The sequence below is a fragment of the uncultured Rothia sp. genome (assembly GCF_963555405.1).
In the GTDB taxonomy this organism is placed as follows: Bacteria; Actinomycetota; Actinomycetes; order Actinomycetales; family Micrococcaceae; genus Rothia.
Genome location: NZ_CAUVVO010000004.1, coordinates 124,325 through 149,694, shown reverse-complemented (window position 1 = coordinate 149,694; position 25,370 = coordinate 124,325). Strand labels below are relative to the sequence as shown.

23 protein-coding genes are annotated in these 25,370 nt (G+C 59.2%); 3 read left to right on the top strand and 20 right to left on the bottom strand.

The genetic code is table 11. The features are described 5' to 3' along the window. Positions 1–132: 132 nt before the first annotated feature. The 4 genes from RWL87_RS04490 to RWL87_RS04475 form a co-directional block, all read right to left on the bottom strand. Entirely contained in the window at positions 133–432 is a 300-nt protein-coding gene (locus RWL87_RS04490; protein ID WP_005506434.1) for a DUF3039 domain-containing protein, read from the bottom strand. Positions 433–713: 281 nt separating this feature from the next. Next, positions 714–2,390, bottom strand: a complete 1,677-nt coding sequence (locus tag RWL87_RS04485) for a transporter (RefSeq protein ID WP_313969050.1) — start codon at positions 2,388–2,390, stop codon at positions 714–716. Next, the gene (locus RWL87_RS04480; RefSeq protein ID WP_313969049.1) at positions 2,366–3,382 is read right to left on the bottom strand and encodes an ATP-binding cassette domain-containing protein; all 1,017 of its coding nucleotides are present in this window, start codon (positions 3,380–3,382) and stop codon (positions 2,366–2,368) included. Before RWL87_RS04480 ends, RWL87_RS04485 begins: the two co-directional genes overlap by 25 nt. A gap of 318 nt (positions 3,383–3,700) precedes the next feature. After that, positions 3,701–4,714: a tetratricopeptide repeat protein gene (locus RWL87_RS04475; RefSeq protein ID WP_313969048.1), complete on the bottom strand. Its 1,014-nt coding sequence runs from the start codon at positions 4,712–4,714 to the stop codon at positions 3,701–3,703. A 295-nt stretch (positions 4,715–5,009) separates the two neighbouring features. On the opposite strand from RWL87_RS04475, the gene RWL87_RS04470 reads away from it, so the two are divergent. Next, positions 5,010–6,296, top strand: coding sequence for an AI-2E family transporter (locus RWL87_RS04470; RefSeq protein WP_313969047.1), 1,287 nt, complete (start codon positions 5,010–5,012; stop codon positions 6,294–6,296). Between the two features lie 123 nt (positions 6,297–6,419). On the opposite strand, the gene RWL87_RS04465 is transcribed toward RWL87_RS04470, so the two are convergent. After that, on the bottom strand, positions 6,420–7,238 hold the full coding sequence (locus RWL87_RS04465) for an alpha/beta fold hydrolase (protein WP_313969046.1): 819 nt from the start codon (positions 7,236–7,238) through the stop codon (positions 6,420–6,422). Between the two features lie 87 nt (positions 7,239–7,325). Beyond that, the gene (locus tag RWL87_RS04460) at positions 7,326–7,652 is read right to left on the bottom strand and encodes an ATP/GTP-binding protein (protein WP_080562540.1); all 327 of its coding nucleotides are present in this window, start codon (positions 7,650–7,652) and stop codon (positions 7,326–7,328) included. Between the two features lie 248 nt (positions 7,653–7,900). Here RWL87_RS04460 and nucS point away from each other — a divergent pair, with 248 nt between their 5' ends. Continuing rightward, the gene (gene nucS / locus RWL87_RS04455; RefSeq protein WP_070634422.1) at positions 7,901–8,614 is read left to right on the top strand and encodes an endonuclease NucS; all 714 of its coding nucleotides are present in this window, start codon (positions 7,901–7,903) and stop codon (positions 8,612–8,614) included. 246 nt (positions 8,615–8,860) lie between these two features. Here nucS and RWL87_RS04450 read toward each other — a convergent pair whose 3' ends face one another. The 13 genes from RWL87_RS04450 to RWL87_RS04390 form a co-directional block, all read right to left on the bottom strand. After that, positions 8,861–9,118 (bottom strand): ATP synthase F0F1 subunit epsilon, encoded by a 258-nt coding sequence (locus tag RWL87_RS04450; RefSeq protein ID WP_049354847.1) that lies wholly within the window; start codon positions 9,116–9,118, stop codon positions 8,861–8,863. 2 nt (positions 9,119–9,120) lie between these two features. Beyond that, on the bottom strand, positions 9,121–10,584 hold the full coding sequence (gene atpD, locus RWL87_RS04445) for a F0F1 ATP synthase subunit beta (RefSeq protein ID WP_005507810.1): 1,464 nt from the start codon (positions 10,582–10,584) through the stop codon (positions 9,121–9,123). Positions 10,585–10,640: 56 nt separating this feature from the next. After that, entirely contained in the window at positions 10,641–11,582 is a 942-nt protein-coding gene (locus RWL87_RS04440; RefSeq protein WP_294633564.1) for a F0F1 ATP synthase subunit gamma, read from the bottom strand. Between the two features lie 75 nt (positions 11,583–11,657). After that, positions 11,658–13,283, bottom strand: a complete 1,626-nt coding sequence (atpA, locus tag RWL87_RS04435) for a F0F1 ATP synthase subunit alpha (RefSeq protein ID WP_313969045.1) — start codon at positions 13,281–13,283, stop codon at positions 11,658–11,660. Between the two features lie 187 nt (positions 13,284–13,470). Then, entirely contained in the window at positions 13,471–14,283 is an 813-nt protein-coding gene (locus RWL87_RS04430; protein WP_311655636.1) for a F0F1 ATP synthase subunit delta, read from the bottom strand. Then, a complete protein-coding gene (locus tag RWL87_RS04425; protein ID WP_005506460.1) occupies positions 14,283–14,840 on the bottom strand; it encodes a F0F1 ATP synthase subunit B in 558 nt (185 codons plus the stop codon). Before RWL87_RS04425 ends, RWL87_RS04430 begins: the two co-directional genes overlap by 1 nt. A 51-nt stretch (positions 14,841–14,891) precedes the next feature. After that, positions 14,892–15,095, bottom strand: a complete 204-nt coding sequence (gene atpE, locus RWL87_RS04420) for an ATP synthase F0 subunit C (protein WP_005506461.1) — start codon at positions 15,093–15,095, stop codon at positions 14,892–14,894. A gap of 143 nt (positions 15,096–15,238) precedes the next feature. Then, complete coding sequence (atpB, locus tag RWL87_RS04415; RefSeq protein ID WP_005507804.1) at positions 15,239–16,030, bottom strand: F0F1 ATP synthase subunit A; 792 nt, start codon at positions 16,028–16,030, stop codon at positions 15,239–15,241. Between the two features lie 112 nt (positions 16,031–16,142). After that, the gene (locus RWL87_RS04410) at positions 16,143–16,403 is read right to left on the bottom strand and encodes a hypothetical protein (RefSeq protein ID WP_005506464.1); all 261 of its coding nucleotides are present in this window, start codon (positions 16,401–16,403) and stop codon (positions 16,143–16,145) included. A gap of 28 nt (positions 16,404–16,431) precedes the next feature. After that, complete coding sequence (locus tag RWL87_RS04405) at positions 16,432–17,004, bottom strand: hypothetical protein (RefSeq protein ID WP_313969044.1); 573 nt, start codon at positions 17,002–17,004, stop codon at positions 16,432–16,434. Further along, positions 17,004–18,290, bottom strand: coding sequence for a glycosyltransferase family 4 protein (locus RWL87_RS04400; protein WP_313969043.1), 1,287 nt, complete (start codon positions 18,288–18,290; stop codon positions 17,004–17,006). Before RWL87_RS04400 ends, RWL87_RS04405 begins: the two co-directional genes overlap by 1 nt. A gap of 235 nt (positions 18,291–18,525) precedes the next feature. Further along, positions 18,526–20,484, bottom strand: a complete 1,959-nt coding sequence (locus tag RWL87_RS04395) for a polysaccharide biosynthesis protein (protein ID WP_313969042.1) — start codon at positions 20,482–20,484, stop codon at positions 18,526–18,528. Continuing rightward, positions 20,484–22,445, bottom strand: coding sequence for a glycosyltransferase (locus tag RWL87_RS04390; protein ID WP_313969041.1), 1,962 nt, complete (start codon positions 22,443–22,445; stop codon positions 20,484–20,486). Before RWL87_RS04390 ends, RWL87_RS04395 begins: the two co-directional genes overlap by 1 nt. Positions 22,446–22,874: 429 nt before the next feature. Here RWL87_RS04390 and RWL87_RS04385 point away from each other — a divergent pair, with 429 nt between their 5' ends. Further along, the gene (locus RWL87_RS04385) at positions 22,875–23,876 is read left to right on the top strand and encodes an NAD(P)-dependent oxidoreductase (RefSeq protein ID WP_070634426.1); all 1,002 of its coding nucleotides are present in this window, start codon (positions 22,875–22,877) and stop codon (positions 23,874–23,876) included. 161 nt (positions 23,877–24,037) lie between these two features. Here the strand turns inward: RWL87_RS04385 and RWL87_RS04380 are convergent, their stop codons facing one another. Beyond that, positions 24,038–25,255 carry an L-threonylcarbamoyladenylate synthase gene (locus RWL87_RS04380; RefSeq protein ID WP_313969040.1) on the bottom strand — a complete coding sequence of 406 codons (1,218 nt, stop codon included), beginning with the start codon at positions 25,253–25,255 and terminating at the stop codon, positions 24,038–24,040. Between the last annotated feature and the right edge of the window lie 115 nt (positions 25,256–25,370).

Sequence of the window (25,370 nt, the reverse complement as noted above, 5' to 3'; positions counted from 1 at the left end):
GGTTGGGCCGGGCTGTGGTGCAAGAATTTGGTGCTCGTCAGCAAAGTCTCATGAGCGGTGTTGGACCGTTGAGTCTTGCTGCTGCGGCGTGTTATTTATTCGTATTTATTCAGGCGTGTCGCCTGGCGCGTATTATTCGCCGGAGCCGTTGTCGCCGTCGTTGCCGGGTGCTAGGCCTTCGTAGATTTCCTTGCACTGGGGGCAGACGGGGAACTTCTGCGGGTCGCGGCCGGGTACCCACATTTTGCCGCAGAGGGCGCGCACGGGTTCACCGGTCAGCGCCGATTCGAGGATCTTTTCCTTGCGTACGTAGTGGGAGAAGCGCTCGTGGTCGCCGGGCTCAGAAAGCTGGGTTTCTTCGCGTTCGAGCAGGGCGGTGCCGCCTGCGGTTCCGGGGCCAAAGGGGTCTTCGATGCCTTCGATCGAGCTCATGTTTCTCCTTGATGATGAGGTGGGATACATAGGGTGAGGGGCGCCGCTGCACGGTTGGGTGATTGGCGCCTTCTCTATTTTAGTAGCAGTTGGGAGGTGCTGAGCCCCCGGGCGGTCAATATGGAGGCAGGCCACAGCTCAACCATAGACTCTTAGGTATTGCGGTGAGCTTCTTTCCGTTAGAAGTTTGGGTGGCACAGAAAAGGGGTTCCGCGCCAGGCTTAGTACCTAACACGGAACCCTTCTCTTTTATTCCTGATGTGCTGGAGCTTCGACTCTTGTTAGTTCGCCTGGAAGCGTGCCACGCGTTCCAGCATCTTGGAGCTGACCTTGTCGTAGCGGTGGCCGCCCCACGCCACGCCGCCCACTAGTAGTGCGGCACCAATCAGCAGCTGAATCAAGCCGCCGTATACGAGGGTCAGCACATCCTGCGTGCGGAAAATGTACACGACAACAGAGATACCGCCGGGCAGCGCGCTGAGCATCACCAAAACTATAGAGAGCATCAGCAGCAGCTGCTTAGCGAAGCCGTCAGTGTTCTTCGGGTTCTTGAACGGGTTAGCCCCGGGAGGCGCCACGGGAGGACTAATGAAGGTATCCAGTACGCATCCAATACCTGCAGCCGCAGCGAACACGCCCAGCTGGTGCATCAGCACGATGGGGAAAAGCTCCAGGTGTCCATTTGCCGCTGAGGCGACGAACACCATCACCACCACGATCGGAACCATCAGGATGCTGTAACCCCAAAGACGGCCGAGACGATCGTCAATACCGCGTAGCGGGGAGAGCACGTGCAGGCTGAATGCGGTGTTGTCGTAGGAGACGAGGTAGCACATGTAGTAGCCGGTGAAGACGGTGCAGAAGTACATCCAGAATCCGAAGAGCTGCATCACGCCGCTATTGATGATCTGGTTAGCTTCAGCCGCGTTGACGCCGTTAAAACTGGCCCGACTTTCGAAGGAGCCTACAGAGCTCAGGAACAGGGGCATAGCCACCGTCAGTATCAGGTAAAGCATTGCGGTGCTTGCGGTCAGCAGCTGCAGACGGTTGTCTTTCAGAAATGAGTGCAGGGTTCGTGCCGCTACGGCACCGCGAGGAGTTGCGGGGAACCGTGCCAACAGACCCAAATCACCTGCGGCGACTTCGGCAGCGCTGGCGTGGTGCGCGCTACCGCCCACATTCGCCATGGAGCGTGCCAGGTTCTTACCCCACAGCCACCATCCGCCAGCCAGGTAGACGAGGGTCAGAGCCAGGCAACCAAGGGCGGTACCCATATTGCCGGTCGCCATAAAGTAGGGCACCGCAAATGCCGACCCGAAGGGCGTCACGCTGAGCCAAGGCAGGTAGGGTAGCACCTCTTCCCAGTGCTTGGTCAGGTAGGTTATCGTTCCACCGAAGATAAAACCGGCGCTCATCATCAGTAGCATGGCAACGATCATCAGGGTGTTGGCGATGCGCGGGTTATCATTCAGCGCCATGCCCAGGCGGTTGGCGAGACGAGCCCACACCATGAGGTTCGCAAGGCCGAGCACGCAGCAGATGAGGTACACGACCAGCGCGAGCGGTTGCGATATAAACGCGATCGCACCCAGCAGCACGGCAATGATGCTGGCAATGCCGGGGATACCCACGAACCCGCCGAGGAACTGGCCCTTCTGCAGGGTGGAGGGCTTGATGGGGAAGAGCACGAATCGGCTCTCATCCAGGGTGCCGTCCAGCCCGCTGAAGAAGATGGGGACGATAGCCCAGGCGAGCGCCACAACGGTGCCTACAAGGAGGGCGCCGAGCTGACCGTATTCGGGTACCTCCGAGTTAGCGATAACGTATGCGGAGCCGAGGCCGAAGAGCATACCGCCCGCATAAAGCGCCGCAAAAATCAGGCCGATGAGCGCCCAGATGCTTCGGCGGAAGGAAGCGAGCACATACTGCCACTTTAGTGAGACGAGGTGCCCAACCATGACAATCCTTCCGAGGAGGTGCGGCCACCGACCAGCTGCACAAATCGTTCTTCAAGGCTCACGCCGGCGCGTACTTCGTCGACGGTTCCGGCGGCGAGAATACGGCCGGAGTCCATGACGGCTACGTGGTCGCACAGGCGCTGGACAAGGTCCATCACGTGCGAGGAGATAATGACAGTTCCGCCGGAGGCAACGAAGCCACGCAGAATATCCTGAATATTAGCGGCAGAAACCGGGTCGACCGCCTCAAAGGGCTCGTCCAGGATCAGCACGGAGGGCGCGTGAACGAGAGCGGCGGCGAGCGCAATCTTCTTGGTCATACCGGCGGAGTAGTCGGCAACGGCACGGCCCGCAGCGTCGGTCAGGTCCATGGCCGCGAGCAGATCCTTAACGCGGGAGGCAACGGTTTCCTTATCGATCCCGTGCAGGTAGCCGGAGTAGGTGATGAGCTGTTCACCGGTGAGCTTGTCGAAGAGGTGCACGCCGTCGGGCAGCACACCCAGGTGCGCTTTGGCTTTGAGCGGGTCGGCCCACATGTCGATGCCTCGCACGTATGCGGTGCCTTCGCTGGGCATGAGCATGCCGGTGACCATGGAGATGGTGGTGGTTTTACCGGCGCCGTTGCGGCCGACCAGTCCGTAGAAGGATCCGGAGGGGATATCCAGGTTGATGCGGTCGACGGCGACCTTCTGACCAAATGCCTTGGTGAGGCCGCGGATTTCGATGGCGGGGCGAGCGCCAGCGGTCGGTGCGGCCTGCGGGGTGACGGGTAGCTGCGGTGCTACCGACGCGGGAACTACAGCTTCCGGAGCTGCAGGCTCAGGGTTTACAGCTTCCGGAGCTGCAGATTCGGGGACTATAGCTTGAGGTACTGCCGCGGCGGGGTTTGCCTCTACTGTGGTCTCTAGTACCGGGTTGGTCTCTTGTACCGGGTTCTGCGGCAAACCTGGTTCTTGCGGGTTCGGGTCCTGGGGAAAATGACTAGTGTTCATATTTTCACCCTATCACTCCCCATTGAGGTCTAACAGGTTTGGCGATAAAACCTGCAATATTACGTACTCACAACGCATAATATGGACATTCCGGGGTGCTATAGATGCCATCCAACCGCGCTATCAGACAGGTTGAGTCGTCTGCTCTCCCCCGCCTCAAAACCACTTCAAACCCGCGAACGCAGAACGGGCTACCGCCTCCCCCGCAGCCCGAGTGCAGGAGTAGACGATAGCCCGTCCGTATTCAACGTTTCAGCCGCCTAGATTAGCCAGAGCTAGCTAGACCGGCTCATGACGTTTCCCGGGTGACAGCTGTTTTTAGAACAGCGCCATGGTCAGTGCCGCACGCGCCTTGAGGGTGCGCGGGTCAGATGCACCCACCACGTCAAAGAGCTGCACGAGGCGCTCGCGCACACGCGCCTTATCGTCGGGGCCTACCGCGCTGAACAGGCGCAGCAGACGGTTGTACGCGTCCTCCACGTGGCCGCCCACCAGGTCCAGGTCGGCTACGTTGAACGCGGCGTCAATATTCATGGGGTCTGCCGCGGCCGCCGCACGTTCGGTTGCCAGGTCCAGGTCCTTCACTCGGGCGAGCAGTTCAACCTGTTCCAGGCCGAGCTTCGCTTCCTTATCGCCGGGGTTCTCGGTGATTGCCTTGCGGTATGCGGCGCGGGCACCCTCCAGGTCGCCGCGATCGAGGGCGGCGACGGCTTCGGCGTGCAGAGGCGGCAGGGGCTTTTCGTCGTCGGGAACAACCGGGTCGAATCCGCCGGGCAGCTGGTACTGTGCCGCGAGCTGCAGAACCTGGGAGAGCACATCGCCGAGGTCTTCTGCGCTGACCGGGCCGGTGTAAATCGGTGCCGGGCGGCCCGCCAGAACGGCAACGCCCGCGGGCACGCCGCTCACACCGAATGCCTGGGCAGCTTCGGGGAGCTTGGTGACGTCCACGGCGGCGCAAATCATGCTACCTGCGGCGGAGTCGACGAGCTTCTGCACGCCTTCGAGCATCTGCAGGGAGGAGGGCGAGTGCGGCGCGTAGAGCGCAAAAATCACAGCACCCTGGCTGGAGAGCTGAACGAGCTTCTGGAACTCTTCGGGGGTGTTGACCTCGTAGCGCCAGGTGGGAGCGGAGGGGGTCTGCTCGCCACCCTGTTCGCCAGCAGACTGTGCCGCGTTGGGGTTCAGTTCCATGGCGTTGCGTACGGAGGCGGGAATCTCCTGCGCTACCCCGTTCTGCACAGCCCCGTTCTGTGCTGCACCACCCTGCGCGACATTACCCTGTGCCGCGTTCTGGGATGCGCCGCGGTCTGCCGGATCAAAAATAATACTCATCCTGGGCTCCTTTACGTTCTGTATCTATTGTTGCGTGCGGGCTAGATCCTTCACGCGTTCCTTCCTCTATTATCCCCACAACGCACCGTTGCGAGCGCACGTTCTCTGTCGCCTACGCTCTGAGCTCATGCCGGGGATAGCGTTTGGGCTATTGCCTGAAACCGCCCCGCAAATATCTCTCCCACATGCGCTCCCCTGTCCTTGGGATTCACCGTGGACGCCGTAACAAAGTAAACCAGCCGGTAGAATGACACAGTAGAGAAAAAATACCCGGAATGATCCGGAAAGGAAGAGCATGAGCGAGAAGAAAGCCTCAGCAGCTCACGAAGAGACAACATCGTCCGACGAGCCACGCAAGAAGGAATCCCTCACCGACCAGATAACGGAGACCTTCAGCGAGCTGACCGAAAGCATTAGCCAGGTGCGTTCTAACCGCCGCCGCGCTTCCATGCCTCCTACGGATACTATTCCGGTGGTCCCCGCCGCTTCTGAGGATGCGCCTCCCGCACCGAAGGTGGTCGGCAATGGCAAGACCTCCATGATGCACAACCCGGTCGCGTTTGGTTTCCTCATGACCGTGGGCGTGGGTCTGGCGCTCTTCGCCTACTACATTTTCAACAATGTGGGTGCCCTGGTGGGTTGGGTGACCGGTGCTATTTTCATTGCTCTGGGTCTAGACCCGATTGTGCGCCGCCTGGAGTCTTGGGGCATTAAGCGCGGTATCGGCGTGATTGCTGTGCTTGCTGGTTTTGCTGGCGCTGTGACCGGTCTGGTCATGACCATTGGCCCAATTATTAGCGAGCAGGCATCTAAGTTTGTGCAGTACGCGCCGGGTATCTATCAGAACACAATTGATTCTGATTGGTACCACGAGCTTGATCAGCGTTTTAACATCAGCACCTGGGTGAATGAGAACGTCCCTAAGTTCTTGGAGTCAACGTTCTCCTCTTCACAGGTCAATAGCTTCATGTCGAGCCTGGTTTCTGCGGGTTCTACCCTGGCGCAGAGCGTGACCGGCGTGATTATTGTGCTGTTCCTGTCCCTGTACTTCCTCACCTCGATGGACACTATCAAGGCGTGGGGTGTGCGCCTGGCGCCGGCGTCTAAGCGTGTGCGCGTCAAGTACATTACCGACAAGATTACCGAGTCGGTGGGTAACTACGTGATGGGTCAGGCTCTGGTTGCTGTTCTGAATGCTTTTGTGGCGTTCTTTATTATGCTGTTTGTGGGCTTCAGCTTCCCGCAGTTGATGGCTTTGGTCGTCATGATTCTGGCGTTCATTCCGCTGGTTGGTGGCGTGATTGCGCTGATTTTGACCTCACTGATTCTGCTGACCCAGGGCTGGAGCCTGGCGCTGTGGTTTGCGGTGGCGTACTTCCTGTACTTGCAGGTGGAGGCGTACCTGATTTCTCCGCGTATTATGGCTCGCGCTGTGTCGGTCCCTGCCGGTGTTGCGATTATTTCGGTGGCTGCCGGTGGCGCGCTCTGGGGCGTGCTGGGCGCACTGATTGCTATTCCGGTGGCGGCTTCCATGCTGATTCTGGTGCGCGAGGTGTTCATTCCTCGCCAGGATCAGCTGTAGTCACCTCTAGATTCTCTACGCGCTCGCTTTTCTTCCCGCGGGCAACTATCTCGTATAGATACGAAGGCGGCGGCTTTGGACGTTCTATCCAAAGCCGCCGCCTTTACGTTTTATACCGAGCCTTTAGAGCTCAGTAATTTCTTCTGCCACCGGGCCGTTGTACTCGGTGGGCAGTTCGGTGGGAGCGCCAGTCACGATGCTGACAATAGTGTTCAGGACCTGCTGCACGGACTTCTCGCCCACCCACAGGTGCTTGCACCCCTCAAAGGGGATCACCTGGGTGCGGGGCACAGCCGCGAAACGCTCACGCGCCGCCGGAGGCTGCAGGTAGTCGTCGTGCTCGGGCACCAGCGCGTACAGCGGGTTCGAGATCTTGTTCCACTCATCCAGCTCAGCCGGGTGCACGCGGTGCAACGGCGGGGAGAGCAGAATAGCGCCGGTGAACTCGTTCGCGTATTCGGGCGCGTACTTGAGCACCAGCTCGGTGCCGAAGGACCAGCCGACCAGCCAGGGGTTCGGCAGGGCGCGCTCGCGTACGAACTTCAGGATTGCGTCGAAGTCCTTCTTCTCGGCAAAACCGCCATCAAAGACGCCTTCGCTGGTGCCACGAATCGAGGAGGTGCCGCGAGTGTTAAAGCGCAGTACCGCAATGTTCGACAGCGCCGGCAGACGGAAGGACGCCTTCTTGTACACGTGCGAGTCCATGTAGCCGCCGTGAGTGGGCAGCGGGTGGAAGGTCACCAGGGTTGCCTTGACTTCGCCTTCGGGCAGGGCGAGTTCACCGACGAGGCGCTTGCCGTCCGCGGTGGTGACGGTGAAGTTCTCGCGGCGTGCCGGCAGAACGGTACGTGCCTTAATGGGGGTGGGCTCAGCGGCGGTGCTGAAAACGTAGCGGGCGGGGTCGAATTCCTGCTCGCGGGTGATATCGGCGGTGTTGCTCATTGCGTTCCTTCAAGAATTGGATTCGAGAATGTGGACTAGGGTCTAGGGTCTTGGGTCTTGGGCTGCACCTAAAGTGCAGTATTCAGCTTATTTGCGGCGGGTTCGCCAGCAGTGCTGATGCCAGTGTCTACGCTCATCAATGGCACGGCTACGGCCCATCGTGTGGCTTTCTTGCCACACCACCAGGTGCGCTGTTCTGGGCGGAATCGGGCGGTAGCATTCGGGGCAGGTGTAGGTTTTTTGGGCGTTGACGGCGGGAATGTATTGCACCAGCCAGTCACCGTATCGGTCACGTTCCAGTCGGGGTGCAGGATCGAGGATCCTGCTGATATCACGCCCTGCGGGTGCTTGACGGTGCCACTTATCACTGGTGGTGCCGGATGCTCGCCTGCCGGGATGATTCTTACGTGCCATGAGCCCTATTCTACCGCGCCGCTCAACTATCTCTACCTACCTACCCTGCCGCTGTTCGCTCTGCGCTCTTCCTCATACTGGCGTGGTACTCATGCTGAGGCGGTACTCCCCCGCTCTGTGCCGCACCTCCCTACTGTGCCGTACTTCCCTACTGTGCCCCCGTACCGCGACCTGTACCAAGCTCAAGGTTCCCTAGCTCATACCCTCACCTGCTAGAGCCAAACACTCGTACCTGCTAGAGTGGACGGATGCGTATTGTCATTGCTGAATGCTCCGTAGATTATGAGGGCCGCCTCCGCGCCCACCTGCCCCGCGCTACCCGCCTGCTGATGGTCAAGAATGACGGCTCCGTCCTCATTCACTCCGACGGCGGTTCCTACAAGCCTCTGAACTGGATGAGCCCTCCCTGCTCCCTGCTGGTGGCTGAGCGTGAGGACGTTCCGCATAGCATCCGTGAGGACCTGGAGTCCGATGTTCAGCAGCTGTGGACCGTTCAGGCGGCTAAGAGCGATGACCGCCTGATGATTCGCATCTACAAGATTGAGCACGAGCACGCCACCGATTTGGGTGTTGATCCCGGCCTCATCAAGGACGGTGTGGAGGCTGACCTGCAGCGTCTGCTCGCCGAGCAGATCTACACTCTCGGTGAGGGCTATTCGCTGGTACGCCGCGAGTACCCGACCGCTATCGGTCCGGTAGACATCATGGCGAAGGATGCGCACGGCGTCTCCGTGGCGGTTGAGCTCAAACGTGTGGGCGATATTGACGGTGTGGAGCAGCTGACCCGTTACCTGGAGCTGCTCAACCGTGACCCGTTGCTAGCACCGGTGCGCGGCGTGTTTGCGGCGCAGACGATTAAGCCGCAGGCTCGTACCCTGGCTGAGGACCGTGGTATCCGCTGCGTGAGCCTGGACTACGACGCGATGCGCGGCGTGGACGATTCGGCTGACCGCCTGTTCTAGCTGACCGGCCTGTTCTAAACGGCTCTAGCTAAGCGGCTACACATAGCTTGAGGGGCGCCTCCCAACCATGGGAGGCGCCCCTTTTCTGTGCGCATTATCTTTCTGCCCGCGCTCTTTCGGCGCACACTCTCATTCTGCACACACGGCCTACCCCCAGATACACCAAACGCCGGTGCCCCTCCCCTTTCAGGGTGGAACACCGGCGAGGTGTACACAGCGGTCAATTCCCCTTACGGAGAACCGGCTTTAGATCTGTGCGTGCTTTGCAGCGATGGTCACGTGATCGTTCGAGACGGTCAAGAAACCTGCGTTGAGGATGGTCTTAATGGTCTCACCCTCAACAGGTTCAATGAGCAGCTCGCCGTCCTGTGCCAGCAGCGTGCAGGTGGGGATCATACCCGGCAGGATGCCGAGGTCACCGCTGACGGAGCGTGCACGAACGTAGTTCGCTTCGCCAGTCCACACGACGCGTTCGCGGGAAACAACTTCAACTTTCAGAGCCATGATTACTTAGCTCCAGTCTGTGCCTTGATTTCCTCGTAGCGGCGCATAACGTCGTCCATACCACCAATGTTGTAGAACGCCTGCTCGGGGATGTGGTCGACATCGCCGTTGCAGATCATCTGGAAGGACTCGATGGTGTCCTTCAGCGGAACGGTCGAACCCTCGACACCGGTGAACTGCTTTGCAGTGTAGGTGTTCTGGGAGAGGAACTGCTCGATACGACGTGCACGTGCCACGACGATCTTCTGCTCCTCGGAGAGCTCGTCCACACCCAGAATCGCGATGATGTCCTGCAGTTCCTTGTTTTCCTGCAGAATAGCCTTCACGCGAATTGCGGTGTCGTAGTGCTCCTGACCGATGTACTGTGCGTCCAGGATTCGGGAGGTGGAGGACAGCGGGTCAATTGCCGGGTACAGACCGCGCGATGCGATTTCACGAGAGAGCTCGGTGGTCGCATCCAGGTGCGCGAAGGTGGTTGCCGGCGCCGGGTCGGTGTAGTCATCCGCAGGCACGTAAATTGCCTGCATGGAGGTGATGGAGTGACCGCGGGTGGAGGTGATACGCTCCTGCAGCAGACCCATTTCGTCCGCCAGGTTCGGCTGGTAACCCACTGCGGAGGGCATGCGGCCCAGCAGGGTGGAAACCTCAGAACCTGCCTGAGTGAAACGGAAGATGTTGTCGATGAACAGCAGCACGTCCTGGTTCTGAACATCGCGGAAGTACTCCGCCATGGTCAGACCGGTCAGTGCCACGCGCAGACGGGTTCCCGGGGGCTCATCCATCTGGCCGAACACAAGAGCGGTGTCCTTCAGAACGCCTGCTTCTTCCATTTCGACCCACAGGTCGTTACCCTCACGGGTACGCTCGCCCACACCGGTGAACACGGAGGTACCACCGAAGTTACGAGCCACACGGGTAATCATTTCCTGGATCAGCACGGTCTTACCCACGCCTGCACCACCGAACAGACCAATCTTACCGCCCTTGATGTAGGGGGTCAGAAGGTCGATGGACTTAATACCGGTCTCCAGCATTTCGGTGGAGCCTTCCAGCTCTGCGAAGCCGGGAGCGGCACGGTGGATCGGCCAGTAGGTGTCAGCCTTGATCTCGGAGTTCGGCACGTCGAGTGCGTCACCGAGAACGTTGAAAATGTGGCCCTTCACGCCGTCACCAACAGGGACGGAGATCGGTGCGCCGGTGTCGACTACAGCCTGACCGCGGACCAGGCCGTCAGTCTGCTGCAGGGAGATAGCGCGAACGATCGAGTCGCCCAGGTGCTGTGCGGTCTCGAAGGTGATGGTGCGGGTGCGACCGTCGAGGGTCAGCTCGGTGGTCAGAGCGTTGTAAATCTCGGGGACCTGACCGGCGGGGAACTCGACGTCGACCACGGGGCCGATGACGCGGGCAATACGACCCGTTGCGCCCTGAGTCGGTGCGGAGACCGATTCGTTGTAGGTGGCAGTCATGTTTCTCACTTACTTAGAAAGTTTGGACAGTTGATGGCTTCGTTGGCGTACAAGTACTAGGAGCCGAGGGCGTCTGCGCCGCCCACGATTTCGGAGAGCTCCTGAGTAATTTCCGCCTGACGTGCGTTGTTCATCAAACGGGTGTACTTGGTAATCAGCGTCTCAGCGTTGTCACCTGCGGTCTTCATTGCGCGCTGGCGGGATGCCAGCTCACTTGCCGCTGCCTGCAGGAGGCAGGAGAAGATACGGGATGCAACGTAGCGCGGCAGCAGCTCGTTGAGCACTTCCTCAGCGGAGGGCTCGAACTCGAAGGATGCCGCCTGCTCGTACTCAGCCTTGGTCAGTTCCTGATCGGGAACGATTTCCTCGCCCATTTCCTTTGCATCGCCCACATGGATGGGCAGCAGGCGCAGGATCTTGGGTTCCTGAACAACCATCGACTTGAACTCGGTGTACACGATGTGCAGTTCGTCCACGCCGCCCTCTTCGAAGGGCAGTTCGTAGGCTTCGAGCAGCGCGTCACGAATCTCGACGGCAGTTTCGACGCGAGGTGCATCGGTGTGGCCCTCCCACGCACGGGCGTAGGGGCGCTCACGGAACTCGAAGTAAGCCTTTGCCTTACGGCCAACAAGGTACAGCTGTACCTCCTGGCCGTTAGAGCGCAGCCTCTCAATCAGAGATTCGGTACGACGCAGGATAGCGGAGGAGTACGAACCTGCCAGACCGCGGTCACTGGTAACAACCAGGATTGCGGAGCGGCGGTGTTCGTAGGTTCCGAACTCGTGCGGCTTGTGAATCAGCGGGTGCTTAATGCCGTGCTGAGTCGCAACCGCGGTCACCACGCGGGTCAGAGCGTTCGCGTAAGGGCCGGCTGCCTGAGCAGCGTTACGAGCCTTGTTAATGCGGGAGGTCGCGATCATCTCCATCGCCTTGAAGATTTTCTTCATAGACGACGTCGAAGCAATCTTCTGTCGGTAAACCCTAATCTGGGCTCCCATAGAGCTTCCTTTCTCCTTGCTTTCTGCCCCGCCCCAGCCTCATAGCTGAGGCGGGGAGAAGGCGAGGACTAATCGCTAACCGATGGTTTCCTGAGTGATGTCGCTATCGCGAGCTGCCTTGTGCTCCTCGTGACCTGCGTCGACGAGGTGGCTGCTGCCCTCAGACTTGAAACCCTGCTTGAAGTCAGCAACTGCGGACTTCAGAGCTGCAACGGTGTCATCCTCAAGCTTGCCGGAGGAAGCGATATCGGTCAGTACCGAGGTCTTGTGACGCAGGTACTCGATGAAGCCTGCCTCGAAGCGCAGCACATCGGAAATCTCAATGTCGTCGAGGTGACCGGAGGTACCAGCCCAAATGGAGACAACCTGCTCTTCAACTGCGTACGGGGTGTACTGCGGCTGACGCAGCAGCTCGGTCAGGCGAGAACCGCGGGTCAGCTGTGCCTTGGTAGCGTCGTCCAGGTCGGATGCGAACATTGCGAACGCTTCCATTGCACGGTACTGTGCCAGCTCCAGCTTCAGGGTACCGGAGACCTTCTTCATAGCCTTGGTCTGTGCGGCACCACCAACACGGGAGACGGAGATACCGACGTCGACTGCCGGACGCTGGTTAGCGTTGAACAGGTCGGACTGCAGGAAGATCTGGCCGTCAGTGATGGAGATGACGTTGGTCGGAATGAAGGCGGAAACGTCGTTTGCCTTGGTCTCAATGATCGGGAAGCCGGTCATCGAACCTGCGCCGAGGTCGTCGGAGAGCTTAGCGCAACGCTCCAGCAGGCGGGAGTGCAGGTAGAAGACGTCACCGGGGTATGCTTCACGTCCCGGCGGGCGGCGCAGCAGCAGGGACACAGCGCGGTATGCTTCTGCCTGCTTCGACAGGTCGTCGAAGATGATGAGGACGTGCTTGCCACCGTACATCCAGTGCTGGCCGATAGCCGAACCGGTGTAGGGTGCCAGGTACTTGAAGCCTGCTGCGTCGGATGCGGGAGATGCCACGATGGTGGTGTACTCCAGCGCGCCGCGAGTCTCAAGGGTGTGGCGGACAGCTGCGATGGTGGATGCCTTCTGGCCGACAGCCACGTAGATGCATCGAACCTGCTTCTCGGGGTCGCCGGAAGCCCAGTTGTCCTTCTGGTTCAGAATGGTGTCGATCGCGATAGCGGTCTTACCGGTCTGGCGGTCACCAATGATCAGCTGACGCTGACCGCGACCAATCGGAATCATCGAGTCGATTGCCTTCAGGCCGGTCTGCAGCGGCTCGTGAACCGACTTACGCTGGGTCACGCCGGGAGCCTGCAGCTCCAGTGCGCGGCGACCTTCGGCCTCGATGGGGCCCAGGTCATCGATCGGGTTACCGAGGGGGTCAACAACGCGACCGAGGTACGCGTCGCCAACGGGCACCGAGAGAACCTCACCGGTGCGGTGTACGACCTGGCCCTCTTCAATACCGGTGAAGTCACCCAGGACAATCACACCAATATTGCGGGTATCCAGGTTCTGTGCGAGGCCGAGGGTGCCGTCTTCGAAACGAAGCAGCTCATTCGCCATAACCGAGGGAAGGCCCTCGACACGAGCGATACCGTCGGAGGCCGATACAACTCGACCCACCTCAACACGTTCTGCATTGCCGGGTTCGTAAGACGCTGCAAACTCGTTCAGCGCATTACGGACATCGTCGGCATTGATGGTCAGTTCGGCCATCTTGTGTCCCTGCTCTCTCATTGTGGTTGCGTTCCGTCAACGGAACCAACCGAAACTTGCAATTCGGGTTGAACGGGCGGGCAATGCCGCCGCTTCTGCGAAGGAGGCATCAGCCACGCACCCGCTACCCGAGGTATCTTCTAAATCACCGTTGCGACGAACGGTTCAGCGTCGCTAGCTTGAGCCGCTAGCCGATGGAACGAGTCAGGTCGGACATGCGGGTCTCGACGGTACCGTCGATCACCTCGTCGCCCACCTGAACACGCAGACCGCCCAGAACGGCGGGGTCCACCGAAACGTCGAGCTTCAGCTCACGGCCGTACACGGCGTTGAGCGCGCGACCGAGACGTTCAAGCTGTGCCTGCGACAGCGCAATCGCGCTAGTTACTCGCGCAATGTAACGGTTCTGTCGCGTGACGATGATTTCTGCGAACTCATCGGCTACCCGTGCAGCGTGACGGCCGCGGGGGTTGGAGCCAACTCGTTCGAGCAGAAGCACACCTTCGGCGGTGGTGGCGGGGCCACCGAGCGCCACGGCGAGCTTCTTCTTTGCTTCTTTGCTTGCCTGATGGTCGGACAGCGCTTCCTGCGCCTGAGCGTTGGAATCAACGGTACGCACAAAGGTGAGTAGTTCGTTGAGCACCTCGTCCAGGGCATCCACGCCACCGCGAGACTGAGCCGATGCGGTCACGGCGAGCACTGCTGCACGCTCCAGGGCGTTCGCCAGATCTGCATCATCAGACCAGCGCTGAGCCACCGCATTGGTGATCACAGCCATAGCCTGCGAAGAGATCTTGCCGCCGAAGACGGTGTTAGCGATACCCTGACGTGCTGCTGCATCACGCGAAGAATCGGTGACAGCACGGCGCAGGGTGCCGTTGTGGTCGAGAACATCAACCACAGCGAAAAGCTCGCTCGCCAGGTTCAGGGGCTGCAGGGAAGCGTGAGCTTCCAGCACCTCTTCCACCTTGCTCAGTGATTCAGTAGATACTCCTGCCATTACCGAGCCGCACCTGCGTTCTGCTTCTCGGTTTCAAGGTCAGCAAGAAAACGATCTACCACACGGGCCGATCGCTCATCATCGTTGAGGGCTTCGCCCACAATCTTGCCGGCAAGGGTCGTAGCAAGAGTGCCAACCTCGGAACGGAGGGACACTGCTGCTGCCGCACGCTCTGCCTCGATAGCCTTTGCTGCATTATCGCTAATGCGCTGAGCCTCAGCGGTTGCACGCTCGCGAGCATCGGCAATAATTGCCTCGCCCTCTGCGCGTGCCTCTTCACGAATCTTCTGAGCCTCCAGTCGAGCGCTTTCGAGCTGCTGGGTGTACTCATCGCGAGCCGCTGCAGCCTCTGCCTGTGCCTTCTCGGCCTTGGCAAGGCCACCTTCGATTGCTTCCTTACGGTCCTGGTAGATCTTCTCGAACGCCGGGACAACGTACTTAGCAACGATGTAGTAGAGGATCAGGAATCCGATGAGGGTAATGACAATTTCCCCGACGTCGGGAATCAGGGGGTTCGAAGTTGCCTCCGCTCCCCCGTCGCTTGCCAGATAAATCATGGAGGGAATCCTGTTCTATGGGATGGGTCGTTTAGGATGTGGCAGAGCCGGTTACTTGATGAAGACGAGAACCAGGCCCAGAATTGCCAGTGCCTCGACCAGTGCGAAGCCCAGGAACAGCATGGGCTGCAGGGTCTTCTGGGACTCGGGCTGACGAGCAACGCTGGTCATGTATGCCGCGAAGATCAGACCCACGCCGATGCCGCCGCCAATAGCTGCCAGACCGTAGCCAACCGCAGTGATGGAACCAACCATTATTTTTCCTTTCAACAGTGTTCGACCGGGAACATACCCGGACCGAACAGAGTTTGATTTGAGTTAATAGCCCGCACAGTGAACGTGTGGGTTGCTTTATTCACGCCCAATGACGAACGCGAAAACCTAAAAAACTAGAGAGTTTAGTGTCCCTCGGAAACCGAGCCCTGCAGGTACACAGCCAGCAGCAGAGCGAACACATAAGCCTGGATGCACTGAATCATGAATTCCAGGAAGTACAGGAACATACCCAGAGCACCGGGAGCAATAGCAGCCAGGTAGCCGATGCCGCCCAGAGTCTCAACCATGTAGGTCACCATGCTGGATGCAACCATCAGCGCCAGGTGACCACCGAACATGGTCGCGAAGAGACGCAGTGCGTGAGTTGCGGGACGAATCAGCAGGTTCGAGAAGAACTCGATCGGGATCAAGATGGGGTAAATCCAGACCGGCAGGCCCGAAGGCATGGTGATGTCCTTGAAGAAGCCGCCCAGACCCTTGCGCTTGATACCAACACCAACCCAGGTCAGGTATGCGACGCCAGCCAGTGCGTAGGCGCTACCGGGGTGGGAGAAGGAGGGCAGCTGAACGAACGGAATCGAACCGAAGAGGTTGTTCACCAGAACGAAGAAGAAGGAGGCGAACAGAATCGGCACGAAAGGCTTGTAGTGCTGAACGCCCAGGGTTTCCTTGCCGAGGGAGTTACGAGCAAACATGTAGCCGGATTCAGCGATGAACTGAGTCTTGCCAGGAACCATGGCACGCTTGCGTGCTGCGGTGAGGAAGAAGACCGCAATAATCACCACGGACAGCAGAATCAGTACGTTCTGCTTACCGAAAGCGAAATCACCAATGGTGAAGAAGGGGGGCAGATGCATGTCTTCAGGGGTCGGCGGCACATAGGCTTCCGCGAGGATCAACCCGTTCTCGATCAAAGCAAGTCCTTTCTTGCTGCTAGTGGCTATCAAGAGCCCATGTCTGCCTATAAACGACTGACATGCTAACTACATGGATGAATGTGTGACCTGGCGGTCCGCGTTCAATGACCTAGCGGTCTTTATTCTGCCTGGTCATGTGGGTAAAGACGAGGGTCAAACCTCCGACGGCGCCAATCAAGACGCCAACCCACACCAGCCAGGTGGTGGAGAAGACCAGGTCACCGAGGTAACCGATGCCTCCCCACACTGCTACACCGATGATCAGATAGAGAATCGACATGACGGCGCCGGAGAGACCTCCGTCAGATACCAATTCTCCGGTAGTGCGGAGCTTTTTATCTCCGTCCCACCATTTCTTCTCTTCGGCCAAACGTTTTTCCTTTCAAACACCAATCGTGTTACCGACCATGGTCTTCCGAGTCGGTGTCGAAGTACAAAATTCTCAGTCGTGCGATGCTGACTGTTTCAATAACAATCCACAGGATCACGCCGGTACATGCGCCTGCGAGAGTCCAACCGTGCCTCAGATTCTCGGGGAACGGCACAAACATCAATACCAGACCGAGCAGAGCAATCTTCACGAGGTAGCTCACCACCAGCGATTTGGGTACACCCCAGTCGAAAATGGGAGCAACCAACATAACTAATACGCCCAGAGTGAAGCATATATAGATTATCAGAAAGCCCAATGTTATTCCTAGCGCGCCCACAGGACCCGCAAACAGGTACGCACTCATCATACCGCCCAACCAAGCCAGCAGAGAGTATGCAGATACCCTGTAGAACAAAAATTTCCAGGAAAGCTCTTGACTCTCGAAGGAAGAGGCCTTCAAACCTGCTTGAGCACGCTCTCGGCGGCGCTTCTGCTGCTTCTTACGTTCCACCGGCGGATACCACAGAACGTCGACCACACGCCTCCAGAGAGGCTCTACAGGAGCCTCAACCGGAGGTTCAGAGTGTTCAGAAACCATTAGTGTTTCTCCCCACGATTCTGAGTCGACTGAGTCGAACTAGCCTGCGTCGAAGAAGAGGAAGCAGAAGAAGGACGACCCGCACGATCCTTCACCGAATCCGGCATGATCGGCTCCGGATGCAGCGAGGTCGGCTCCACGTTCTCAGGAGTCGCCGGAACGCCAGTCGCCGAGGTCAACGAGCCGGTAGCAGGTTCCGAAACAGTCTTCTTCTCCTTAGGTGCCGGAGCAAAACGCTTCGACAGGTCAATCGTGGAAGTAGGAGCCTCTCCACCAAACAGCTGCGGCATGCGCAGGTACACCACCAGCACGGCAAGAGCCACCAGTACCACACCAACGGCCGCCAGCACGGCACCCGAAGCAAACAAATCAGAGGCAAACGCCAAAAGCACCCACACCAGAATGGTCGTACCCGTCACCACCGCGGTCGAGCCAAGGTGGCTGAAACCAACATCCGTCAGACGCTGATACGTGTGGGTACGGTGCGGCTTGTACCACTGCTCCCCCGCCATGAAACGACGGAACAGAGTCGTACCCGCATCCGCCAGGTAGGTCATCAGCGGAGCAAAAGCCAGCAGGAACGGAACATCCGCAAACCACGCACCAACAGCCAACGTGCCCAGTGCCGCACCCAAAACATAAGATCCCGCATCGCCCAAAAACACGTTCTTACCCGGGCGCACATTCCACGGCAGGAACGCCGCAAAAGCACCGGCGACCGCCACACCAGCCAACGCAAGCCACGGCAGGTTCACCATCCAACCGGTCAGCGCATACGCCAAACCGGCAACCAGACCGTGAGCACCAGAAATACCGTTAATGCCGTCCATAAAGTTCGCCACATTAATGTAGCCGGCAATAAAAATCGCACCCAGAATCAGCAACAGAATGTTCGTGCTCTGCACCGTCGCAAAGCTCACGCTCACAAGCACACCAATCACCAGCTGCAGGCCCGCACGACGCACAATGCTCACACCGCGAATATCCTCCAGCCAGCCCAGGGCAAGAGCGCACAGAATCGCCGCAGCAATCGTCACCGCCAGCTGCAACGACTCAGCAGAACGGTACGTCCAGCCGAACAGGGTAGCAGCAACAAACGTCACAAAGGTCGCGGCCGCAGTCGCCAAACCCATACCGCGGTACGTCGGCGCGGTATGCGAAGAACGCTCATTAGGAACATCCACCATGTCGTAGCGGTGCAAAATTGGGCGCACCGCAAACGGCAAAAGGGCACCCAAAACAAAAGCAAGAGCAAAAATACTCAACAGCTCAGAAAAGGAGGTCATACCAGCTCCAAGGCATTGGCGCCGCTACCCCTGGACGCAAACTCCAGAATCGCGGCTGAGGGACGATGTGTGCGTAGTGTGTGTTTACTTCGTATTCTATAAAACTATTCACCGACGCGGGGCTAACCTTCACAGAATCCAGTACCGCACACAGAGTCTAGTGCCGTACAAAGAGAAAAACACCGGATACCGCACCCGCCACGCAAGTGCAGCATCCGGTGTCTTTCCGCAAAGATTAGAACGTCTGTGCATCCGCCAGAGTACGCGGATCCGGGGCACGCTCCAGGCCATGACGCTCATAGCCGCTATGCTCCCGATAGTTCTGAATCCACCGCTCATAATCGAGCTCATCAGGGTCAAGTGCCGGGGCACTCGACCGGGAAATATACCGGTTCTCCTCGCTCGGTACCAGCTTCTCAGTACCGCCGAAGAGAGTCTCATCCAGCTTCTCACCCTTGCGAAGACCAATCTCCTTGATCTCCACGTCATACCGCTCATACGCCTGGCGCATCGCCTTGGCAACGTCCAGAATCTTGACCGGCTGACCCATATCCAGCACCATGACCTCGCCCGGGCGACCAATCGCACCGGCAAGCATCACCAGCAGGCAGGCATCGGTAATCAGCATGAAATAACGGGTCGCACGCTTATCCGTCAGGGTAATCGGACCGCCCGACAGAATCTGCTTCGTAAAGAGCGGCTTAATCGAACCGCGCGAGCCAAACACGTTACCGAAACGAACCGACACGTAGGTGTTGCCGGTCTTCTCACCAAAGTACGCAGTCAGGCGCTCCGCCACACGCTTGGACTGACCCAGCGCAGTCTTCGGATCGGCAGCCTTATCGGTCGAAACGTTCACAAAGGTCTTCACGCCCACCGCCTCCGCAGCGCGCAGCACGTTCAAAGTGCCCAGGGAGTTCGTCTTCCACGCCTCCTGCGGGTACGCCTCCAACGCAGACACATGCTTCAGCGCTGCAGCGTGGAACACCACCTCGGGGCGACGCTCACGGAAAATCTCCAGCAGGTTATCGCCCTCACGAATATCAGCCAGAATGATGCGGTCATCATCCAGGCTCGACTCGTGAGTAATCGAAACCTTCGTCTCCATCAGCAGAGTCTCATCATGATCAAGCATCATGAGGGTCTCAGGCTCAAACTCGCTAATCTGACGGCACAGCTCCGAACCAATCGAACCGCCCGCACCGGTCACCAGCACGCGCTTACCGTGCAGGTACGAACGCAGAATATCGCGGTCAATATCGTAGTTAATCTCGCCACGAATCACGCGCATCAGGTCGTTATCGCTCGCGGTAATCAGACGCTCACCCATCAGGCGAGCATTCGCGCTGCTAATACGCTGAACCTCAACCTTAAGCTTACGCATGCGGTTGCAGAAGGACTCGAAATAATCCTCCGACATATCCGAAATCGTCACCAGAATCTTACGGGTACCCGACTCACGAATCGCCTGCTCCAGCTCACGGTAAGTCGTAATCACCGAAATGCCGTGGAACTTCGTACCAGCCTTCAACTGGTCATCATCGAAGACCGCAACCGGGCGAAGCTTCGCCTCCTCATCATGCAGCATCGAATCCATGACCATGCCGCCAATAAAACCGGCACCGTACACAATCACCGGCTCGCCGGTCAGCTCACGCACCGCGCCGCGCTCAGTGTAGACGCGCTTTGCCATGCGAGCGCCCGCCATCATAATCAGGCTAAACGCCGCCGCAATCGCAGGCACACTATGCGGAATATGAGGCAGGCCCAGCAGCTCATCCACAAAGGAGAAAATGGTCAACGCCGCGCCCGCGCTCAAAGCAGCCGCACCGGCACGCCACGACTCGTCAAACGAGCCATAAGAGTACACGCCGTTATAAATCTTCACGCCCGCCAAACCAATGACCAGGTGCAGCACCACAGCCAAAGTAGCGGTCATCGCCAACGACGCCGGGTGAATAATATCGAACACCGAGCCGTTGCTGAGCAGCACACTATAGCGGAGCATGTACGCGAACAAAACCGCCAGCAGCCACGCGCTCGAATCAATCAGAGCCTGCGCAATCAGCCACCACGGCTTACGCTCGTACAGGCGGTTCACCAGCATTGTGCCGGAGTCGCCCTCCGTCACCAGCGTGCCACGCTGAGCCGCCTTCTTCATCACCACATGAGCGTGAGGTTTCAACTGAGCCACTACATGCCTCCTTCAGATGCGGTACCAGAAGAACGAGAAGAAGCGCGAGCCGTCAACGACGACAACGCACGAAACGCCGAACGGCGCGCCTGCTCAGGCACAAAACGGTACACGCTACGCACCGCCATGTTCTGAGCCCACTGAAGCTTAGAAATACCGTGACCGGTGTACAGGCGACGCTGAATCGCCAGATCCTGCAACCAGGCGTCCACTCCCCCACGCTTCGTGTACGCGCCCGCACCCACGCGATAACGCACCAGTGCATCGGGGATATTGCCCAGACGGTAGCCGGCATCGCGCAGACGCATCCACAGCCACCAATCCTCAGCGCCGGGCACGAACTCGTAACTGCCCAGCTGCTGCACGGCACTCTTCACGAACGCCACCGACGGGTGGTAAATCGGGTTGCGCGAATCCATCGCGCTGAGCAGACGCTCGGAGTCAACAATCGCCTCGCGGGTCGACTCCACCGCCGTATTGCTTTCGTTCACCTCAAGCATGGCAGAGCCCAGTACCGTGTAGCCGCCCTCAACCAGGGCAGGAATCAGACGGGCAAAACGAGTCGGCTCCGATAGGTCATCAGAATCAGCGCGGGCCACCAGCTCGTAGGAGCACGCCTGCAGACCGGCATTCAGCGCCTCCGCCAAACCAACATTCTGAGCCAGCTCCACCACCTGAATCGGCGGGCAGTCCAGATCCTCGGCACGCTGAACCCAGCGGTCCACCACGGCATCCAGCTCGGGGGTCAGCGGACCGTCCTTCACCAAAACCAGCTCGGAAGGACGCACCGTCTGGTTCAGCAGATTCGACTCCAACGCCTGCTCCAAGTAGGCGGGGTTTTCCTTCGCGTACACGCTCATCAACACCGAGAAATCGGGTGCAGAGCTCACGCAACCGCGCGCCTTCTCAGACTCAACGGCGTTAGCAGTAGCCGGCACACCGTAGCGGCCGGGGAAAGTCAGCGGGTAAACACCCTCAAGCACCTGGCGGTTCGGGGTGGGTGCCCGCAAACCGTCACGCACACCGTTGAGGAAATACCCCAGGTAGGTGCGGCGGTCATCAGTGCGCAGCACAGTAGAAATCCACAGGCGCGCCGACGAGCCACCATACAGCAGCTTCTCCAGCGGGTTCAAGGTACGCGAGCGGGTGAAGACCCACAGCTTATTGCGTACATCGTTATAGAAACGCGGGCCGGGGTTGGCGTTCGTCGTACCGAAAGTCTTCGTGTGATGCTTTGCCACAGAGGACGGCACCGCGATGCCGTCGCGGTGATGAATCAGGCGGGTCGAAAACTCGAAATCGTCATTCCAGATGAAGAACTCAGCAATGGGCAGGCCACCGTTGCGGCGAATCGCCTGCGCATCCATCAGAATCGACACGAACGAGGCGCTACGAATCGGGCGGGCGCCCACGGCCTGCGCACGAGCATGACGCTGCTCCCCCGCCGCAAACATGGTGCGCGGGGTGTTCATCGGGTGGTCCTCGCCGTTCGTCCACACCACACGAGACGCCACCACCGCGGGACGCCGCGAAGGCACCGGCGAATAGTTCAGCCAGGCGGCAACCGCCTCCGACAGGGTGTTCTCGGTCGGCTCGGTATCATCATCCATGACCCACACCAGGTCCGGGTTGTGGCGTTCCAGGGCGCGGTCAATACCCACCGCGAAACCGCCAGCACCGCCCATATTGCTCTCCAGGCGGATGCAATCCACCGGCAGCTCATAGTCCAGGGTGTGCAGATACTCGGCAGTGCCGTCAGTGGAGGCGTTATCAACAATCACCACCGCCGCAGGCACGCGCTCACCCGAGGCGATGCCAGCAAGGGTCTTCGGCAGCAGGTCCTCACGGTTGTAGGTCACCACCACGGCAACCGTGCGGGGGTACTCGCTCGAAGAATCGTGAGAAGACTGTTCGGAAGAAGGCTGGGCAAAAGCGGTCACGTCGCTGTACTTTTCTGCCATAAGTTCTCCCTCCGCGGCGCGATGCGCCTGAATCAGCCGGTACGCAATATACCCATACCAAACTGGGCACTTGTGGTGTTTCTCGCGCCCGCGGTATTCAACCGTGTGGATATATCACTCAAAGAAAATATTTTACCTGCGGTCTCCACTAGAGAGTGAACCACCACCCCAAAAGACGCCCAATATGACAAATAATCAACCGAATTCAGTTGATTTATCCGTATAGCGGACGTACCCGCACCCCCACTTTTGGGTATCCATCAAGCTATCAGCTTCATAGCCTGTGTTTGCACTGTGCACCCCGTACGAAAAAACGACCAGAGACCGAATAAAACCCTACAAATTCCCCATAAACTGTTCAAATATGGGAAAGTTGAACTGACCCCATTTTTCCCCGCAACGTAGGCGGGCTCATGAGAGGTAAAAGAGATGTCTGAATCCAAGTGGAAAGTCATTGGCGCCAGCGGCTTCGTTGGTTCCTCCATCGTCGCGCGACTGAACGCAGAAGGTATCAGCGTCGACCCCATTGAGGCACCTCGACTCGCAACCCGCGCCCTCGACGTAGACAGCATCATCGACGAAGCAGACCAGCTTGAAGGCATCATCGACTCCCTCGCAGAAGCCTTCGCGGGCGCACAGGTCGTCGTCAACGCAGCGGGTCTCGCAGCACCCAACATGCAGGACCTGCCCCCGCTCGTCGGCGCAAACGCCCTGCTACCCGCCGTGATTGCAATTGCTGCACAGCGCACCGGCGTGCGCCGCGTCATCCACCTCTCCTCCGCAGCCGTACAGGGCCCGCGCCTCGTACTCGATGCGTCCGAAGAAACCAACCCCTTCAGCGCATATTCCTTCTCCAAGGCACTCGGCGAAGAAGCACTGCTCGACCTGCAGGACTACTTCCTCGAAGAGCACCCCGACAGCGCACCCGAACTGTGCATCCTGCGCGCAACCAGCGTGCAGGGCCGCGGACGCCGCACCACCGAACTCTTCGCCAAGATGGCGTCCTCGCCCTTCGCATCCGTTGCAGGTGCAGGCACCGGCAAGTCGCCCGTCTCTAGCGTGCACGCCCTCGCGGAATTCGTGGTCATGCTCGGCACCTTCCCCGGCGAACTGCCTACCATCGTCCTGCAGCCCTGGGAAGGCGCAACCGTCGCCTCCGCAACTCTGGATGCGGGCCGCCGCAAGCCGCTGCACCTGCCCGAATGGCTCTGCCGCGCAGCCGTCAAGGCAGGCTACACCGTCTCCGAGCTGATGAACGACAAGTTCGCAGGCTCCGTACGTAAGGTCGAGGTTATGTGGTTTGGCCAGGGCATTGATGACTCCTGGGCGCGCGACAACAACCTTCTGCCCACCCCGCGCGTACGCGAAGTACTGCGCAACGCCCACACCGCGCTGGGCAAGAAGAAGGACCGCCGCTTCGACAAGAAGTAGATTGCGCACGTGCCTGTAGAGACGCACAACCTAGGGGCACGCAATCTGTAAGACTCATAGCAAAAGGGAACCCCCGATATATCTCAACGATATATCGGGGGTTCCCTTACACGTTTTATGCTCCGAGATTTTATGTTCCGAGCTCTTACACGCGCAGAGGTTTAGAGGTGGTCCTCCGGGGCGTCCTTCTGCTCGGTCTTAGCCTCAGCCTCGGTCGTAGTAGCTTCAGTCTTAGCGTCTTCAGCCTCAGCTTCTGCCGCCTTTGCCTCGCTCTGAGCGGGTGCGCTCTTAGCAGCAACCTCAATCTTCGACTCGCCAAAGACCAGAGCACGAGCAGTATCAGCAGGCACAGGCAGGGTCTGCGGCTCATCCGCACGAACCGGCTTCGGAGTGTTATCGCGATAACCGCGCGCACGCTCCTGATCCACGCCAGTGCTGAACGCAGAAGACAGAGCCGACGTAGCGCCCAGCAGGGACGCCGCAACAGAACCAGCAGCCGGTGCAGAAGCGCGACGAGCAGGCTCACCGCTCACGGTATGGGTGCTGTCCCACTGCTCATACGCCTCATCCAGATCAGCCTGATCGTCCAGAGCACGCTCAGAAGGAGCCGACTCAGACGACGCGGAAGAAGCAGCCTCGGCTTCCTCAACCTTACGAGCCGCCTGCTCGTCAGCCTCCGCACGAGTCAGAATCGACGGAACAACCTCACGCAGTTCCTCCACCGGAATCGCGCCCTCACGAACCACCGCATAGGGGAAGGAGGTGCAATCCAGAATCGTGGACGGTGCCGGGTCACGCTCAGTCACCACAACCACGCCGTCCTCATTCGGCTCAGACTCAATCGGCTTAGGACGAGCGCCACCGTCAATCACCACGGCGACATCCTCACCCAGGGATTCCATGGCGGTCTGCGCATCCAGTGCGGCTTCCTGGCCAGTCTTGTTCGCGCTCGAGACTGCCAGCGGACCGTGCTCGGTCAGCAGCTTCAGAGCGAACTCGTCATCGGGAACACGCACGGCAACGGTACCGCGGGTCTCACCCAAATCCCAGCTCAGCGACGGGTACGCGTGAAGAATAAGAGTCAGCGCGCCGGGCCAGAAACGACCACCCAGGTCGTAAATGTCGTCCGGAACATCGTCCACCACGCCGGCGAGCGCAGCAAGGTCAAAGATCAGCACGGGCGGCGGCATGGTGCGGTCGCGACCCTTATCTGCCAGCAGCTTGGCAACGCCCTGATGCGAGAAAGCATCGGCGGCAATACCGTAGACGGTATCGGTGGGCATCACAATCGTGTCGTGCGCCTTCAGCGCCTCGCGGGCAGCCTCGATGGCCTCGCGGGTCTCAGTTTCAGTCGTTACGGGGTACAGCTTTGCAGTCACGGGTCTTATTCTCTCATGTTTTTCTGGATGCGGCGAGGCGCCGGCATCCACAACGCGCCATGTGGAAGCGTTCTTCCGAGCGTTCACCATATTTCGCCGGCTCTGAGCCTGCTGC

Bases quoted from the DNA above. Each gene is read 5' to 3' on its own strand.
- RWL87_RS04450 (WP_049354847.1), bottom strand. From the start codon at position 9,118: ATGGCTCTGAAAGTTGAAGTTGTTTCCCGCGAACGCGTCGTGTGGACT.
- atpD (WP_005507810.1), bottom strand. From the start codon at position 10,584: ATGACTGCCACCTACAACGAATCGGTCTCCGCACCGACTCAGGGCGCA.
- RWL87_RS04405 (WP_313969044.1), bottom strand. From the start codon at position 17,004: ATGGTTTCTGAACACTCTGAACCTCCGGTTGAGGCTCCTGTAGAGCCT.
- RWL87_RS04425 (WP_005506460.1), bottom strand. From the start codon at position 14,840: ATGATTTATCTGGCAAGCGACGGGGGAGCGGAGGCAACTTCGAACCCC.
- RWL87_RS04390 (WP_313969041.1), bottom strand. From the start codon at position 22,445: ATGGCAGAAAAGTACAGCGACGTGACCGCTTTTGCCCAGCCTTCTTCC.
- RWL87_RS04460 (WP_080562540.1), bottom strand. From the start codon at position 7,652: ATGGCACGTAAGAATCATCCCGGCAGGCGAGCATCCGGCACCACCAGT.
- RWL87_RS04490 (WP_005506434.1), bottom strand. From the start codon at position 432: ATGAGCTCGATCGAAGGCATCGAAGACCCCTTTGGCCCCGGAACCGCA.
- RWL87_RS04470 (WP_313969047.1), top strand. From the start codon at position 5,010: ATGAGCGAGAAGAAAGCCTCAGCAGCTCACGAAGAGACAACATCGTCC.
- atpE (WP_005506461.1), bottom strand. From the start codon at position 15,095: ATGGTTGGTTCCATCACTGCGGTTGGCTACGGTCTGGCAGCTATTGGC.
- RWL87_RS04430 (WP_311655636.1), bottom strand. From the start codon at position 14,283: ATGGCAGGAGTATCTACTGAATCACTGAGCAAGGTGGAAGAGGTGCTG.
- RWL87_RS04485 (WP_313969050.1), bottom strand. From the start codon at position 2,390: ATGGTTGGGCACCTCGTCTCACTAAAGTGGCAGTATGTGCTCGCTTCC.
- atpA (WP_313969045.1), bottom strand. From the start codon at position 13,283: ATGGCCGAACTGACCATCAATGCCGACGATGTCCGTAATGCGCTGAAC.
- RWL87_RS04465 (WP_313969046.1), bottom strand. From the start codon at position 7,238: ATGAGCAACACCGCCGATATCACCCGCGAGCAGGAATTCGACCCCGCC.
- RWL87_RS04440 (WP_294633564.1), bottom strand. From the start codon at position 11,582: ATGGGAGCCCAGATTAGGGTTTACCGACAGAAGATTGCTTCGACGTCG.
- RWL87_RS04400 (WP_313969043.1), bottom strand. From the start codon at position 18,290: ATGACCTCCTTTTCTGAGCTGTTGAGTATTTTTGCTCTTGCTTTTGTT.
- RWL87_RS04385 (WP_070634426.1), top strand. From the start codon at position 22,875: ATGTCTGAATCCAAGTGGAAAGTCATTGGCGCCAGCGGCTTCGTTGGT.
- RWL87_RS04475 (WP_313969048.1), bottom strand. From the start codon at position 4,714: ATGAGTATTATTTTTGATCCGGCAGACCGCGGCGCATCCCAGAACGCG.
- nucS (WP_070634422.1), top strand. From the start codon at position 7,901: ATGCGTATTGTCATTGCTGAATGCTCCGTAGATTATGAGGGCCGCCTC.
- RWL87_RS04480 (WP_313969049.1), bottom strand. From the start codon at position 3,382: ATGAACACTAGTCATTTTCCCCAGGACCCGAACCCGCAAGAACCAGGT.